The sequence below is a fragment of the Salinirubellus litoreus genome (genome assembly GCF_037335815.1).
GTDB lineage: Archaea > Halobacteriota > Halobacteria > Halobacteriales > Haloarculaceae > Salinirubellus > Salinirubellus litoreus.
Genome location: NZ_CP147841.1, coordinates 4,500,862 through 4,515,075, shown reverse-complemented (window position 1 = coordinate 4,515,075; position 14,214 = coordinate 4,500,862). Strand labels below are relative to the sequence as shown.

The following is a 14,214-nucleotide window of genomic DNA, read 5'->3' as shown; positions in this document are numbered from 1 at the left end:
GAACGCACGCCGGGGGTCACGGTCACCTCGTGCCGGCGGGTCTCACCCCCGCTCATCGGCCCCGCTCGACCCCCTCCCGGACGGCCGCGGCGATCCTGTCGGTCGCCGCCGGCGAGAGCTCCGGGTACATCGGGAGCGAGAGCACCCGATCGACCACCGACGCCGTCGTCGGGAGGTTCGGGGCGGGGCCGTCGCGGGTCTCCTCGTAGTAGCGGGTCCGGTGGACCGGCGTGTCCCAGTAGATCTTCGAGGAGACGCCGCGCTCCTCGAGCGTCTCGATCACGGTTCCCCGGTCGACGTCGGGGTCGAGTTCGATCGTGTAGAGCTGGTAGACGTGCGCGTCCCCCGCCGGCGGCTCGGGGACGCGGACCTCCTCGACGTCGTCGAGCCCGTCGTTCAGCCGCCCGGCGGCGGCCCGACGCCCGGCGATCAGCTCGTCGACCTTCTCCAGCTGGGCGCAGCCGACCGCCGCCGTCAGGTCCGACATGCGGATGTTCGTCCCGAGCGCGAGGTACTCCCCCGAGCCGACGTCGTCGAAGTAGTCACCGGGGGCGCGGCCGTGCGAGCGGTAGAGCCGGAGTTCGGCCGCGAGGTCGTCGTCGTCGGTGACGACCGCCCCGCCCTCCCCCGTGACGAGGACCTTGTTCTGACAGAACGAGAGCACGCCCACGTCGCCGAACGTCCCGACGTACTCCCCGTCCCGGGTCGCGCCGAACGCCTCCGCGGCGTCCTCGATCACCGCCAGTCCCTCGCGTTCGGCGATCCCGCACAGCGCCTCGATACGGCAGGGTGCACCGTAGAGATGTACCGGAACCACCGCGGTCGTCCGGTCGGTCACCCGCTCCTCGACCGACCCGGGATCGAGACCGTAGGTGTCGGGTTCGACGTCGGCGAACACCGGCTCGGCACCGACCAGCCGGACCGCGTTGGCCGTCGCGATGAACGTAAAGGAGGGGACGATCACCTCGTCGCCGGGCTCGACCCCGGCGGCCCGGAGCGCCGCGACGAGCGCCGTGGTCCCGGAGTTGACCACGACGGCGTGTTCGACGCCGAGGTACGACGCCAGGCCGGTTTCGAACTCCTCGACGAACGGTCCCTTCGCCCAGTAGCCCCCACGGCCGATGGACTCGACCGCGTTCAGGACGTCCTGTTCGTCCCAGGCGATCTCGAAGAGCGGGATGCGGTCGGTCATTCGTCCGTACGTTCGGGGGGACCCGATTAGCGCTTTCGGCTACCCGACGGTTCGCCTGGCTCCGGGACGGTCACCTCACGTCGAGTCGGGTGGATCGATCTCCCCTCCGGCGATTCCTGGCGATCCCTGGCCTGTGCAAGCCAAACCGGAAGGACGGACGCAGGTCAACTCGGGAACGTCGTGACATACTACGAGAGTCGGATCGTCTCCGGCCCGTTCGACGAGGTCGTCGAGGAGGTCCTCACACAGCTCGACAACGCGGGCTTCGAGGTGCTCTGTGACGTCGACCTCCGGGCGACGTTCGAGGAGGCACTCGACCTCCCCGGTCAGGGCGAGTGCCGCGTCATCGACACGTACAACCCGTCCGTGGCGGGGGCTGAGACGACCGACGCGGTCGCACGGCGCGTGCTCCTCCCGGCCAAGGTCGTCGTCTACGAGAACGACGACGGCGAGACCGTCGTGGCCGTCACCGACTCGGGTGCCGTGTTCTCCGAGGACGAGGACCCGGAGCTCGAGGAGCTGGCGGAGACCGTCGACCAGCGGCTCGCCCAGGTCCTCCGATCGGTCACCATGGAGACCGACGTGATCGAGGGGTGACCGGCGTTCCCGGACGGAATCATTCCCTGTGTCCTCCTCCTCCGGAGGCGGCGCTGAGACCGAACGAGGGGTGACACGTCAGCCGGCGAGCTACCGGCGATACTCCTCCCACACACGGTAGCCGAGCGCCACCCAGGCGGCCCCCAGTGGGACGAACGCGACGTTCGTGCCGACGAGGAGACGACCGACCGGAAGCGGCAGGACCGCCCCGAATCGGAGGCCGACAGCGACCGCCGGGAGGACCGCCGCGAGGACGAGCAGGCCCGTGGTGAGCGTGAGCCCTCCGTCGACACGCCGCAGCGCCAGTCCGAGGCCCCCCGTCCCGGCGAGGATCAGCCCGAATCCGAGGAGAAACGCCCACGTGAGCACCAGCCCGGCCGGGTCCTCGCCGGTGGCCGGCACCGGTCGGAGACCCGCACGGACGAACGCGAGCACCGACCTGACGTACAGGAGAGCGACGAGACTCATCCCGACCGCGGTCGTCCCCACGCTGGCCCGGCCGAGCCGACCGTACCGATCGCCGTACGCGAGGCGGAACCCCACGAGTCCGCCGGCCATCAGCAGCCACCCCCCCAGCGAGCCGACGTCGAAGACCGTGCCGACGTACGGGCGGGTCCCCAGTGTCGCTCTCCGGAGCCACGGTATCGCTGTCCAGACGAGCGCGCCGAGCGCCGCTCCGACCCCCGTCCACGGGAGCCAGCGCCGGTTCCGTCCCGGTGTCCCCGAGCGGTCGACCATGTACCCACTGTCGGGTCGTGCCATTTCACCCCGGCGGTCCGGACGCTCCGGCGTCGGGGTCGAGGTCCGCCGCGGGGCAGGGACGTCGCCGCCGACCGGGACGACGCCTCCTGATCCACCGGTCGTGTCCCCCGACGGCTGCGGTGCAGTGATTATATACCCCGATCGGCCGAACCGGATCCCGAACGGCCATGGTCCAGGGTGGTACTGCGGTACAGGTGGGGATCGTACTCGTGACGGTGATCGGGCTGTGGGTGGGTGCCCGCCTGCTGGTCGACTCGGCCGTGCGGCTCGCCCGCCGCGTGGGGCTCACCGAACTCACCATCGGCCTGACCGTCGTCGCCGTCGGGACGTCGACGCCCGAACTCGTCGTCACGACGGACGCGGCGCTCAAGGGACTCGGCGACATCGGGGTGGGGAACGTGATCGGCTCGAACATCTACAACCTCGCGTTCATCCTCGGCGTCGTCTCGCTGGTTCGTTTCGTCCCGGTCGAGCGGTCGCTCGTCCACCGCGACGGTGTCGCGCTGGTGGTGTGCACGCTCCTCGGCGGGGTCGTCCTGTTCGACCTGGCGGTCTCACGGATCGAGGGTGTCGCCCTGCTCGGCCTGCTCCTCGCCTACACGGTCTATCTGGTGCGGACCGGAGCGGAGACCGCCTCCGATGCCTCTGCCATCTCCATCGGTTCGGATGCGTCGAGCCCCGGGTCGGAGGCCGACCGCCCGGGGGTCGCGACCACGATCACCGACCGAATCGACCTCCCCGGTCGCGACGTCGTCCTGCTCGTCGTGGGGCTGGCGGTCGTCCTCGTGAGCGGGGACCTCATGGTCGGCGCGGCCACGGCGCTGGCGCGGGGTGCTGGCGTCTCCGAGTGGGTCATCGGCGGCACGATCGTCGCCGCCGGCACCTCGACCCCGGAGTTCGCGGTTTCCCTCGTCGCCATGCGCCGCGGCCGCATCGGGGTCTCCGTGGGGAACATCGTCGGGAGCAACGTGTTCAACCTGCTCGGCGTCATGGGGCTCGCGGCGGTGATCCGTCCGCTGTCGGTCGGCGGACCGGCCCTCGAGAACGTGGCCTGGCTGGTCGTCGTCACGGTCGCGATGGTCGCCGCGCTCTGGACCGGGCGGCGGCTCTCGCGTCCCGAGGGCGGGCTGTTCGCCTGTTCGGAGCTCACCCGGTGGACACTGGGGCTCCTCGGCGTGTTCGGCTAGCGGCCTACCGGCCCTATCGGACGACAGCTCCGGAACGAGTCTCGCTTCCCGTCCGGCGGTCGTCCCGTACCGCGTCGGGGTCTCGAAGTCGACACTCCTGCCCCGGATCACCCCGCCAGGGGACCGCCGAGCGGCGGGATCCCGGACTGGCGCGCCGGAGTCGCGTGTATCCACCGGGGGACTCGATCGACCGGCTACTGCCGTCTGACGCCGACGAAGTACGCCGGGTTCGTGCTCCACCGCCGCTCGAACCCCGTCTCGTGGGCGAAGACGACCTCCCAGCCGCCGGCCTCGCCGAACCGCCGCCGGATCTCCCCCGGCGTGATGCCGTAGACGGCCCGGTCGTCGGAGCGGGCGTCCCCGAGGACGCAGTAGAGGCCGCCGCTCGGGACGACCGCGCCGAGGCCCGCGACGAACCGGTCGCGCTCGCGGTCACCGAGGACGTGGAACATCGCCGAGTCTACGACCGTCCGGAACGAGAGGCCCGCGGCCCCGAGCCGCGGGAGGTCCAGCGCGTCCCAGACGAGGAAGTGCGCGTCGATCCGTCGCCATCGCCCCTTCTCGCGGGCCTGTCGGATCGCCAGCGACGAGAGGTCGACCCCGAGGACGTCGTGGCCCCGTCGGGCGAGGAACAGCGACAGTTCGCCCGTCCCGCAGCCGACGTCCAGTACCGGCCCCCGGACGAGACCAGTCTCGGCGAGTCGGACGAACGCCCGCTGTGGTCGGCCGATGTCCCAGTTCGGGACGCCCGCGTAGGCGGCGTCGTAGACGTGGGCGATCGGCCGTTCTCGAGGCGGTGGGGTGCTCACCGCGCTCCCACGAGTCCCGGGTAACTCACGGGTCGAGTTCGAACGAGGGTCCCGTAGACTTTGCCCCCGCGGTCGGCGGCACCTGTCGACCCGGGGGCGTCGTGACGCCGGGAACGGCGGCGTCACGGTGTCCGTGGCGACATTCCGGCGTTCCCGGCTGTCGCTCCGGGAACACCGTCAGTCGTCCCCGGCTGTCGCTCCGGGAACACCGTCAGTCGTCCCCGGCTGTCGCTCCGGGAACACCGTCAGCCCTCGTCGCGGTCGTCGGTACCTTCGACGAGCGCCTGCCGGCGCAGCGCGCGCTCGAGGAACTCCCGTGGGAGGGCCTCGATGTCGCCGACCTGGACCCGCCAGAGGTTGGCGTACAGACCCTCCTCGCGGAGGAGGTCGGCGTGGGTCCCCTCCTCGACGATCCGGCCGTCGTCGAGGACGACGATCCGGTCGGCGTGCCGGACGGTCGAGAGCCGGTGGGCGATGACGAACGTCGTCCGATCGCGGGCGAATTCGGCCAGGCTCGCCTGTATCAGCGCCTCGGTCTCGGTGTCGACGGCGCTCGTCGCCTCGTCGAGTATCAGTATCTCGGGCTCTCGCAGCATCGTTCGGGCGACGACGATCCGCTGGCGCTGGCCGCCCGAGAGCTTCACGCCGCGCTCGCCGACCAGCGTGTCGTACCCGTCGGGGAGATTGGAAACGAACTCGTGGGCCTGTGCCCGGCGGGCCGCCCGTTCGACCGCCGCGTCGGTGGCGTCGAACGAACCGTATCGAATGTTCTCCCTCACCGTTCCGAAGAAGAGGAACGGCTCCTGGCTGACGTAACCGATCGAGCGCCGGAGGCTCGACAGCGTCACGTCGCGGACGTCCCGTCCGTCGATGCGGACCGTCCCCCCGTCGACGTCGTAGAGCCGGGGCAGGAGTTTGAGGAGCGTCGACTTGCCCGCGCCGGTCGGGCCGACCACCCCGACCGTCGTCCCCCCCTCGACCGAGAACGCGATGTCCTCCAGTACGTCCCGCTCCCCGTAGGCGAACGTCACGCCGTCGTACTCGACGGCTCCCGCCCCCACAGAGAGGGGTACCGCATCCGGCCGGTCGCGGACCTCGGGCTCGCGGGTCATCACGTCGTAGACCCGCGAGCCGGCCGTCTTCGCCCGCTCGTAGTCGTCGACGACGTCGCCCAGTCGGATGATCGGCCAGACGAACTGCTGGGCGTAGATGACGAACGTGACGAACTCCCCCGGCGTGAGCGATCCCGAGAGCCCGAACGGCGGGCCGGCGAGCACCCACAGTCCGCCGACCAGGAAGGTCAGCGCGAACCCGATTCCCGAGATGACGCTCAGCCCGGGGAAGTAGGTGATGCGCACCCGGATCGCCGCGAGGTTCGACCGGAGGTAGCTGTCCGACGATTCGCGGACGCGCTCGGTCTCGAACGCCTCCGCGCCCTGCGTCTTGATCACCTCGATGCCGCTGACACTGTTCTCGAGCCGCGAGTTCAGGTCGCCGATCTCCTCGCGGACGTCGAGGTAGCGGGGCTCGATCACCCGCGTGAACAGCAGCGTGAACACCGCGAGCAGCGGGATCGGTAACAGCGTCACCGCCGTCAGCGCCGGGTTGAGGTTCAGGAGTATCACCCCGATACCGCCCACGGTGGCGAGGATCCACAGCGTCGCGCTCGGGCCGTCCTCGAGGAACGTCTCCAGGGCGTTGACGTCGTTGTTCAGGACGCTCATCAGGTCACCCGTGCGCCGCCGGGTGAAGTACGCGAGTTCGAGCCCCTGGAGTCGGTCGTAGGCGTCCACGCGGAGGTCACGCTGGATGCGCTGGGCGAAGACGCTCCAGCCCCAGTCCTCGATCCACGAGGTCAGCGCTCCGCCGACGGTCGCGACGAGTAGCACCCCGATCGAGAGGTAGAGCTGTCCGGTGCCCGTCGACGGTATCCAGGCCGGGGGGACGAGCGGGAGCGCGTAGGGCCGTTCGGCGAGGAAGATCGCGTCGACCGCCAGCCCGATCACGAAGGCGGGGACGAGCCCGAAGCTCCGGCCGACGACCGTTGCCAGCGCACCCAGGATCGCGTATCGACGGTTCCCGGCCCCATAGACCGAGTACAGCCGCCGGATGGGGTTGTCGCTCCGTGATCCCGATTCGGGATCGACGTCGGGATCCGGAGCCTCCCCTTCGCTCATCGGCGAACCGACGGGTGCCGCGGATATGACTCTTCGCAGGGGCGGATCGCGGTTTCCCGCCCGGGACCGACCCCTCGGCGAGGCGCGTGGGATACGGGACAGGCTTATCGCCCTCCCGGGTCGATCCACGACGATGCGACGACGCGATCTCCTCCGGACCGGTGCGCTCGTCGGGATCGGTAGCGCGACGGGCCTGGCCGGCTGTGTGGGCCGAGCCAGCGAACTGGCGTTCCACGAGGGGTTCGAGGACGGCATCGGCGGCTGGGAGACCGGCGCGGCCATCGGTCCGGAGGTCGACGTGGAGGAGTTCGAGTGGTCGGTCGAGGTCTCCGGGGAGGTGGCGAGCGAGGGCGAGCGGAGCCTCCGGATCTTCAACGAGGGGGACTACGACGACGGGACGACCTGGGCTGTTCATTCCCTCGCGGTCGAGCCCGGCCGAGCGTACGTCGCCGAGGTCTCGGCCCCGATCTGGAGCGAGTCGGAGTCGTTCAACACGCTCCGCCACGCGGTGATGCGCCTCGGTCCCGAGCCCCCGGAGACGGAGGAGGACTTCCCACAGCCGGGCGTGAACACGAGCGCCCTCGGGGAGACGCCGTACGGTGGGCTCCGGGAGCCGCTGTGGCTCGCCGACGGCTGGCGCGAGTACGCCTTCGAGTGGACCACGCCCGAACTCTCGACGGACACGCTGTACGTCGCCGTCGGCACGAGCGTCATCTGGGAGGGTGACGCGACCCACTTCGTCGACGACCTCTCGGTCGAACTCCGGCCCCGGTGAGGGTCTCCTTCGTGTGAGGACCGCGCCGTCAGCCGACGGGCTCCTTCAGTTCGATCCGGTAGCCGAAGGGATCCTCGACGTAGACCGAGGGGGCGCGGCCGGTCGCGCCCAGCGGGGACTCCAGCTCCGACTCGACCGGGACCCCGGCCGCCGCGAGCCGCTCCTTCACCGTCCCGATGCTCGCCTCGACGACTAGCGCGACGTGGTTGAAACCGTTCCCCGAGGGCGGCTCGAACTCGTCGGTCGGCCAGAGGTGGATCACGTGGGCGGGCGCGAGCCGCACGTCGAAGAACGGCTGGTCGCCCTCGCGGTAGGCCTCGACCCCCTCGACGCCGAACCCGAGCCGGTCGCGGTAGAACCCCAGCGCGGCCTCGACGCCGTCCTCGGGGACGCACAGGTTGACGTGGTCGATGCTGCGGACGTCCATACTCGACCGTCGCCCGCCGGTCCGAAAAGCGCCCCGTTCGCCGGCCTCGACCCCTCACCCCACCAGTCCGAACAGGGCGATATCGTCGGCCGTCAGCAGGACGAGGACGAGGACACCGCCGAACTGCGCGACCGGGCCGGCCGCGAGCACCGCCATCTCGCGGGTTCCTCGCGTCCGCGTCGCGACGAGGAACGCCCCCGTCAGCGCGAGTCCGAACCAGCAGAACACCCCGACATCGAGCAGGACGAACTCCCATGCCTCGTAGGGACGCCGGAACCGGGTGGCGATGGCGAGCAGGATCACGAGGAGGCCGGCGGCGGTCGTCCCGGCGTAGCCCCACGCGGCGAGGCCGAGGAGTCTCCGACGGGTCGTCTCCGGCCGAAGCCGGAGGTACGACAGGGCCGCGACGGGGGCCGGGAACAGGAGGTACGCGACCGGCCCGGGCCGCGGGTGGGTCGCCGCGTCGAGGAGGAGCGCGCCGAGTCCGACGAGGAAGACGAGCACCGGCGGGAGTAGCGACGTCCGGGGGTCGAGCGGTCGCGGTAGCGTGTCGAACACGAGAGGGGCTCGGGCACCCGGATTGAAAGCCGCGCGGGTGATCGCCGTCTCATAGGGTCGTGCGTAATTCGCTACCACTGCACGGATCCGATCTCCGGTCGGGTGATCTCGAAAGATCGTCCGTTCCCGAGACGACCGAAAACAGTTACGCACGACCCTATCAGCTGAGGAACAGCCGCCGGTCGGCGCGCTCGTGCTCGGCCGAGAGCAGGTCGACGAGCGGCGCGAACGGCGTCATCTCGTCGAGCGACCGGTCCGCGCTGTCCTCGACCGCCGCGGTCATCGCCGGTCGCAGGTCGACGAGGAGCCGCTGTGCCGCCGTCGCCCCGAGCGCGAACAGCCGCTGTGCGGCCCCGAGGACCCCGGTGACGAACGCGTGACAGCACGTCAGGCAGGCCTCGCGGACCGGAACCCCGGTCCGCGCCGCCACGACGCCGAGCGCGACCGGGTGGGCGTGGGGGGCGCGCTCGGCGTCGGCGTACCGCTCGACGAACCCGTCCTCGTGGACGTCGCGCTGGACGTCGAGTAGCCGCTCGCCGGCCCGCGTCGCGCTCTCCCTGAGTTCGGCGGCGAGCGTGACCGCGTGGAGCCGCCGGTCGGCCCGAAGGACGCCGTCGAGGGCCGCCTCGGAGCCGGCGGCGTGGGCCGCGCGCAGCGCCACGAGGTCGGCGGGCCCGAGCAGTCGCTCCAGGTACGTCCGCAGGAACTCCCCGAGGTCGGCGGCGCTCTCGACCCGCCCGTCGGCCACGAACCCCTCCAGCCCGTACGACAGCGAGTTCGAGCCGACGGGGAGGAACGAATCCCCGAGACGCAGCATCGACAGCGTCCCCTCGTCCTCGTCGGTCACCGGTCCTCACCTCCCGGGGCCGGGCGGGCGGCGTCCCCGTGTGTGTGCCCGTCCTCGCCGTGAGCGTGCCCACCGTCCCCGCGAGTATGCCCACTGCCCCCGTGGGCGTGGTCGTGCCCGGTCGACTCCCCGAACACCGTCGGCGCGACGGTCGTCCGATCGACGGTCGCGCCGTCGGGGAGGAGCGGGTCGAGTTCCCGTTCGAGCCTCGCGGGGTCGTCCTCGATTCGTACCAGCACACTGTCGTCGCGGACCACGAGCTCCCGGTGGCGGTTCCCGAGCGCGTGCCCGAAGCGCACGCCGGCTCCGAACGGCGCGTCCACCTCACCGAGGTCGACCGCGAGCGCTTGAACGGCGTCGAGTTCGACGACGACGAACGTCCCCTCCGCGTCCAGGACGTCGCCGTCGCGGAGCTCCCGGCCGACCGTCACGCCGAGGTCGATCCCCGCCTCGGTGGTCGTCCGGAAGCGCGACCGCCGCCGCTCGACCGGGCTCACGTGGATCGTCTCGTACCCCGACTCCGCCAGCCGTGCGGCGATCCCCTCCTCGTCGCGACGGCCGAGGTAGGTGTCGGCGACGAGCATCAGTACCTCCGGGGGTCGGGTGCGCCGACCCCGAGGAGTTCGACGCGGGCCCCGTCCCAGGCGGCGTGGAGCGCGTCGGTCACGTCGCCGCTGCGCCGGCCGAGCGCGCGGACGAACACGCCCGCGTCGTTCGGGAGCCGCGAGACGGCCGCGCGCGCCTCGTGAGCACCGAGGCGGTCGTGGACCGTCTCGGCGAGGTCCGGACCGGAACCGGGAGCGACGACGTACAGCGTCCCGTAGACGTCGAACTCCCCCAGCAGGTCGCGCTCCTCGGCCCCTCGGAGTGCGGTCGCGTCTTCGAACAGGCGTCCGTCGGATCCCGACACCCGGAGCCGCGAGCGGTACCGGTCGAACTCGAACCGCTCGCCGCGGGCGAGCCGACCCGGGACGACTACCTCCGAGAGCACGGCCGTTCCTCCCGATCCGACCTCCAGCGTCAGGTCCTGGGCGTAGCGCGCGTCGGCGTGGAGGATCGTCGGCTCCGGCACGTACTCCAGGTGGGCGTCCCGCCCGACGGTGAGCCCGAGGCCGGCAGCGGCGTAGTTGCGCGCCATCGACTGGATCTTCGTCGCGCTCGCCGTCGAGACGTGTGCGATACTCCCCGGGCCGGCCTCGATCGCGACGTCGTGTCGGTCGCCCTGTGCGACGCCACCCGTCGGCGACTGGACGTACACCGTCGCCGCGTCGGGGTGCGGGTCGTGTCCGAGGGTGCCCGAGACGTGGAACGGCGCGCGGGCGTAGTCCCTGACCAGTCGCGTTCGGCCGTCCTCCGCGGCCGCGAATCGCAGGTCGAGTTCCCCGCGCTTGCCCGGCGATCCCACCGCCGCCTGTGGGACGGATTCGCTCGCGTACGCCTCGAACCCCCTCGGGAGGTCGGTGGGCGTCAGGCGAACAGCACCCCCTCGGTGACGTGCCTCTCGACGGCCCCGATCCCGTCGCTCGCCTTGCAGTCGGTGAACACCACGGGGCCCTCGCGGACGGCCTCGGCGTCCTCGCGGAGGACGTCCAGGTCGACGTCGACGTGCGGCGCGAGGTCGGTCTTGTTCACCACCAGCAGGTCGCAGTCGACCACGCCGGGCCCGCGCTTTCGCGGGATGTCCTCGCCCTCGGCGACGGAGATGACGAACAGCCAGTAGTCGGCGAGTTCGGGGTTGAACGTCGCGCCGAGGTTGTCCCCGCCGCTCTCGACGAGCACGAGGTCGAGTTCGGGGTGGTCGGCGAGGAACGCGTCGATCTGCTGGATGTTCATCGAGGGGTCCTCCCGGATGCCGGTGTGCGGGCAGGCCCCCGTCTCGACCCCTGCAACGAGATCCGGGGGGACGACGCCGGCGAAGCGCTCACGAAGCGCGTCGGCGTCCGCCTGCGTGAGGATGTCGTTGGCGATCACGCCCACGTCGAGGCCCGCCTCGCGGAGCCGGGGGACGAGCTCGGAGAGCAGGGCGGTCTTGCCCGATCCGACGGGTCCGCCGACTCCGACCGTCGGGACGTCGCGGTGGGTGAGCCGCGTCACGGCTCCTCTCCGTCGTCGTGTGTTGCGCCTTCCGCATCCTTCACGCCTTTCGCGGCGTTCTCATCGTCCACGTCCGCTCCGCCTGCCTCACTTCCGTCCTCGTCGTCCGAACCGACCTCCCTCGCGCCCGAGGAGCGGATCGGGTCGTGGACGGTGACGAGCTTCGTCCCGTCGGGGAACACCGGCTCGACCTGTATCATGTCGACCATCTCCGGCACCCCCTCCATGACGTCCTCGCGGGCGAGGAGCCCCGTGGCCTCGGCGCGGATCTCGGCGACGGACGACCCGTCACGGGCGCGCTCGATCACCCAGTCCGAGATGTACGCGACCGCCTCGGGGTGGTTCAGCCTGACGCCGCGCTCGCGGCGACGGCGGGCGAGCTCCGCGACCGTGAACACGGTCAGCCGCTCCCGTTCCTTCAGTGTGAGGTTCATAGCATGTACCGCTGTGCCAGCGGGAGTTCCGAACTCGGTTCGCAGGTGACGTTCTCGCCGTCGATCCGCACGTCGAACGTCTCCGGGTCGATCTCCATGTCCTCCGGGCAGTACTGGTTGTGGAGCATATCACTCTTATCGAGGTCCCTGACCCCCCGGATCGGCACCACGGGGCGATCGAGACCGTACGTCTCCGCGATACCCGCCTCGACGGCCCGCTCGCTGACGAACGAGAGCGAGACGGCGTGTTTGGCCTTGCCCACTGCGCCGGCCCGCGGGCGCTGGAGGATCGGCTCGCAGGTCATCAGCGAGCCGTTGGCCTCCCCCATCTCCGAGTAGACCGGGAAGCCCCCCTTGAACGTCATCGCGGGCTTGATACCGAAGAACGCGGGGTCCCACAGCACCACGTCCGCGAGCTTCCCGGGTTCGAGGCTCCCGACGTACTCGTCGATGCCCGCCGTGATCGCCGGGTTGATCGTGTACTTCGCCAGGTAGCGCAGGATGCGCTGGTTGTCCGCTTCGGTGCCTTCGTCGCACGGGAGCGGCCCGCGCTGGTCCTTCATCCGGTGGGCGGTCTGCCAGGTCCGCGGGACGAGTTCGGCCATCCGGCCCATCGCCTGGGAGTCGGTCGCCATCATCGATATCGCCCCCAGGTCGTGGAGGACGTCCTCGGCGGCGATGGTCTCGGCGCGGATCCGCGACTCCGCGAACGCGACGTCCTCCGGGACGTCCGGGTTGAGGTGGTGACAGACCATCACCATGTCGAGGTGCTCGTCGAACGTGTTCTCGGTGTACGGCATCGAGGGGTTCGTCGAGGAGGGGAGCACGTTCGGGTCCGTCACCAGCTCCATGATGTCCGGGGCGTGGCCGCCGCCGGCCCCCTCGATGTGGAACAGGTGGATGGTGCGGCCCTCGATGGCGGCGTGGGTGTTCTCGACGAAGCCGGCCTCGTTGAGCGTGTCCGTGTGCATGCACACCTGGACGTCCTCCTCGTCGGCGACCCGGAGGCAGGTGTCGATGGTCGCGGGGGTCGACCCCCAGTCCTCGTGGAGCTTGAGCCCGCAGGCACCCGCCGCGACCTGCTCTTCGAGCGCCTCGGGCTCGGAGGCGTTGCCCTTGCCGTAGAAGCCGACGTTGACCGGCCACTCCTCGGCGGCCTGGAGGAACCGCTCGATGTTTCGAGGGCCGGGCGTGCAGGTGGTGGCCCCGCCGCCGTAGCCCCCGCCGAGCATCGTCGTGATCCCCGAGGCGAGCGCGTGCTCGTGGAGCTGTGCGGAGTTGAAGTGGACGTGGATGTCGAGCGCCCCCGGCGTCGCGATCTTCCCCTCGGCGGGGTAGACGTCGGTCGACGGTCCGACGACCATGTCGACGCCGTCCATCGTGTCGGGGTTGCCGGCCTTGCCGATCCCCGCTACCTCACCGTTCCTGATGCCGATGTCGCCCGCGACCACCCCCAGAACGGGATCGAGGACGGTCGCGTTCGTGATCACCCAGTCGAGCGCTCCCTCGGCCTGGGTGACGCCGGGTGCCATCCCGAGACCGTCGCGCAGGGTCTTGCCGCCGCCGAACACCGCCTCGTCGCCCGGCGTCCGGTGATCCGTCTCGACCATCGCCAAAAGCGCGGTGTCCCCGAGTCGAACCCGGTCACCCCCGGCCGGACCGTACAGCTCGGCGTACGCCTCGCGGTCGATCTCGCGGGTCATCCGGCGTCACCCGGGTCTCCGTCGGCCGTCTCGTCGGGCTCGCCCTCCTCCGGGCCCGTATCGAGGAACCCGGCCTCGCGGGCGCGGGCGGCGGCCGCCTCGCTCCCCTCGTCCGTGCTCCCGTCGGTCAGCCCGTTCATCCCCCGGGCGAGGCGCTCGCCGCCGAGCCGAACCAGAGAAACGTCCGTCTCGTCGCCGGGTTCGAACCGGACGGCCGTCCCCGCCGGGACGTCAAGCCGCATCCCGAAGGCCGCCCCGCGGTCGAACGCGAGCGCGGCGTTCGCCTCGAAGAAGTGGAAGTGCGATCCGACCTGTACCGGCCGGTCGCCGGTGTTGGCGACCCGTACCGTCGTCGTCTCCCGGCCCTCGTTCAGCGTCACCGACCCCTCACCGGTGAGGACTTCGCCCGGGATCGAGCCGTCGTTCACGGCCCCGACCCCGTCGTCACGTCGCTCCGCCCCGTTCTCGATCTCGCTTCCATCACTCCCGGAGCTATCCGGACGCGCGGTGAAACAGTAGGACTTGCGGTCAATATTTGCCCAGTCCCGGAGGAAGTACGTCTCCACTTGTACATCCGGGCTCCTGACATCGGGTCGTGCCGGTGTCCGGAACTCGCCCCGTCGATCACGGCGGCGGTCGCGAACGGTCCTCG

The 14,214-nt window shown here is 70.9% G+C and carries 16 protein-coding genes; 3 read left to right on the top strand and 13 right to left on the bottom strand.

What is annotated here, in order from left to right; all coding sequences use genetic code 11:
- Positions 1–52: 52 nt before the first annotated feature.
- Positions 53–1,192 (bottom strand): DegT/DnrJ/EryC1/StrS family aminotransferase, encoded by a 1,140-nt coding sequence (locus WDJ58_RS22455; protein ID WP_338915547.1) that lies wholly within the window; start codon positions 1,190–1,192, stop codon positions 53–55.
- A gap of 180 nt (positions 1,193–1,372) precedes the next feature.
- On the opposite strand from WDJ58_RS22455, the gene WDJ58_RS22450 reads away from it, so the two are divergent.
- Positions 1,373–1,789, top strand: coding sequence for a DUF302 domain-containing protein (locus WDJ58_RS22450; protein ID WP_338915546.1), 417 nt, complete (start codon positions 1,373–1,375; stop codon positions 1,787–1,789).
- Positions 1,790–1,879: 90 nt separating this feature from the next.
- Here the strand turns inward: WDJ58_RS22450 and WDJ58_RS22445 are convergent, their stop codons facing one another.
- Positions 1,880–2,551: a hypothetical protein gene (locus WDJ58_RS22445; protein ID WP_338915545.1), complete on the bottom strand. Its 672-nt coding sequence runs from the start codon at positions 2,549–2,551 to the stop codon at positions 1,880–1,882.
- Between the two features lie 167 nt (positions 2,552–2,718).
- On the opposite strand from WDJ58_RS22445, the gene WDJ58_RS22440 reads away from it, so the two are divergent.
- Positions 2,719–3,738, top strand: a complete 1,020-nt coding sequence (locus WDJ58_RS22440) for a calcium/sodium antiporter (protein ID WP_338915544.1) — start codon at positions 2,719–2,721, stop codon at positions 3,736–3,738.
- A 194-nt stretch (positions 3,739–3,932) separates the two neighbouring features.
- Here the strand turns inward: WDJ58_RS22440 and WDJ58_RS22435 are convergent, their stop codons facing one another.
- Together WDJ58_RS22435 and WDJ58_RS22430 are read right to left on the bottom strand one after the other, a co-directional pair.
- Complete coding sequence (locus WDJ58_RS22435; protein ID WP_338915543.1) at positions 3,933–4,547, bottom strand: class I SAM-dependent methyltransferase; 615 nt, start codon at positions 4,545–4,547, stop codon at positions 3,933–3,935.
- A 245-nt stretch (positions 4,548–4,792) separates the two neighbouring features.
- The gene (locus tag WDJ58_RS22430) at positions 4,793–6,724 is read right to left on the bottom strand and encodes an ABC transporter ATP-binding protein (protein WP_338915542.1); all 1,932 of its coding nucleotides are present in this window, start codon (positions 6,722–6,724) and stop codon (positions 4,793–4,795) included.
- 133 nt (positions 6,725–6,857) lie between these two features.
- Here WDJ58_RS22430 and WDJ58_RS22425 point away from each other — a divergent pair, with 133 nt between their 5' ends.
- Entirely contained in the window at positions 6,858–7,499 is a 642-nt protein-coding gene (locus WDJ58_RS22425; RefSeq protein WP_338915541.1) for a hypothetical protein, read from the top strand.
- 28 nt (positions 7,500–7,527) lie between these two features.
- On the opposite strand, the gene WDJ58_RS22420 is transcribed toward WDJ58_RS22425, so the two are convergent.
- The 9 genes from WDJ58_RS22420 to WDJ58_RS22380 form a co-directional block, all read right to left on the bottom strand.
- A complete protein-coding gene (locus WDJ58_RS22420) occupies positions 7,528–7,926 on the bottom strand; it encodes a VOC family protein (protein WP_338915540.1) in 399 nt (132 codons plus the stop codon).
- Positions 7,927–7,980: 54 nt separating this feature from the next.
- Positions 7,981–8,484 (bottom strand): hypothetical protein, encoded by a 504-nt coding sequence (locus WDJ58_RS22415; RefSeq protein ID WP_338915539.1) that lies wholly within the window; start codon positions 8,482–8,484, stop codon positions 7,981–7,983.
- 160 nt (positions 8,485–8,644) lie between these two features.
- On the bottom strand, positions 8,645–9,301 hold the full coding sequence (locus WDJ58_RS22410) for an urease accessory protein UreF (protein WP_338917894.1): 657 nt from the start codon (positions 9,299–9,301) through the stop codon (positions 8,645–8,647).
- 26 nt (positions 9,302–9,327) lie between these two features.
- Positions 9,328–9,915, bottom strand: coding sequence for an urease accessory protein UreE (locus tag WDJ58_RS22405; RefSeq protein ID WP_338915538.1), 588 nt, complete (start codon positions 9,913–9,915; stop codon positions 9,328–9,330).
- A complete protein-coding gene (locus WDJ58_RS22400; protein ID WP_380661678.1) occupies positions 9,915–10,802 on the bottom strand; it encodes an urease accessory protein UreD in 888 nt (295 codons plus the stop codon). Before WDJ58_RS22400 ends, WDJ58_RS22405 begins: the two co-directional genes overlap by 1 nt.
- Positions 10,799–11,425 (bottom strand): urease accessory protein UreG, encoded by a 627-nt coding sequence (gene ureG / locus WDJ58_RS22395; RefSeq protein ID WP_338915535.1) that lies wholly within the window; start codon positions 11,423–11,425, stop codon positions 10,799–10,801. The genes WDJ58_RS22400 and ureG overlap by 4 nt, the downstream gene beginning before the upstream one ends.
- On the bottom strand, positions 11,422–11,859 hold the full coding sequence (locus WDJ58_RS22390) for an urease subunit gamma (RefSeq protein ID WP_338915534.1): 438 nt from the start codon (positions 11,857–11,859) through the stop codon (positions 11,422–11,424). Before WDJ58_RS22390 ends, ureG begins: the two co-directional genes overlap by 4 nt.
- Positions 11,856–13,562, bottom strand: a complete 1,707-nt coding sequence (gene ureC / locus WDJ58_RS22385; protein ID WP_338915533.1) for an urease subunit alpha — start codon at positions 13,560–13,562, stop codon at positions 11,856–11,858. Before ureC ends, WDJ58_RS22390 begins: the two co-directional genes overlap by 4 nt.
- Entirely contained in the window at positions 13,559–13,990 is a 432-nt protein-coding gene (locus tag WDJ58_RS22380) for an urease subunit beta (protein ID WP_338917893.1), read from the bottom strand. The genes ureC and WDJ58_RS22380 overlap by 4 nt, the downstream gene beginning before the upstream one ends.
- Positions 13,991–14,214: the final 224 nt, after the last annotated feature.

Coding starts and splice junctions, on each gene's coding strand:
- WDJ58_RS22425 (WP_338915541.1), top strand. CDS start 6,858: ATGCGACGACGCGATCTCCTCCGGACCGGTGCGCTCGTCGGGATCGGT.
- WDJ58_RS22410 (WP_338917894.1), bottom strand. CDS start 9,301: ATGCTGCGTCTCGGGGATTCGTTCCTCCCCGTCGGCTCGAACTCGCTG.
- WDJ58_RS22420 (WP_338915540.1), bottom strand. CDS start 7,926: ATGGACGTCCGCAGCATCGACCACGTCAACCTGTGCGTCCCCGAGGAC.
- WDJ58_RS22390 (WP_338915534.1), bottom strand. CDS start 11,859: ATGAACCTCACACTGAAGGAACGGGAGCGGCTGACCGTGTTCACGGTC.
- WDJ58_RS22445 (WP_338915545.1), bottom strand. CDS start 2,551: ATGGCACGACCCGACAGTGGGTACATGGTCGACCGCTCGGGGACACCG.
- WDJ58_RS22440 (WP_338915544.1), top strand. CDS start 2,719: ATGGTCCAGGGTGGTACTGCGGTACAGGTGGGGATCGTACTCGTGACG.
- WDJ58_RS22405 (WP_338915538.1), bottom strand. CDS start 9,915: ATGCTCGTCGCCGACACCTACCTCGGCCGTCGCGACGAGGAGGGGATC.
- ureC (WP_338915533.1), bottom strand. CDS start 13,562: ATGACCCGCGAGATCGACCGCGAGGCGTACGCCGAGCTGTACGGTCCG.
- WDJ58_RS22430 (WP_338915542.1), bottom strand. CDS start 6,724: ATGAGCGAAGGGGAGGCTCCGGATCCCGACGTCGATCCCGAATCGGGA.
- WDJ58_RS22455 (WP_338915547.1), bottom strand. CDS start 1,192: ATGACCGACCGCATCCCGCTCTTCGAGATCGCCTGGGACGAACAGGAC.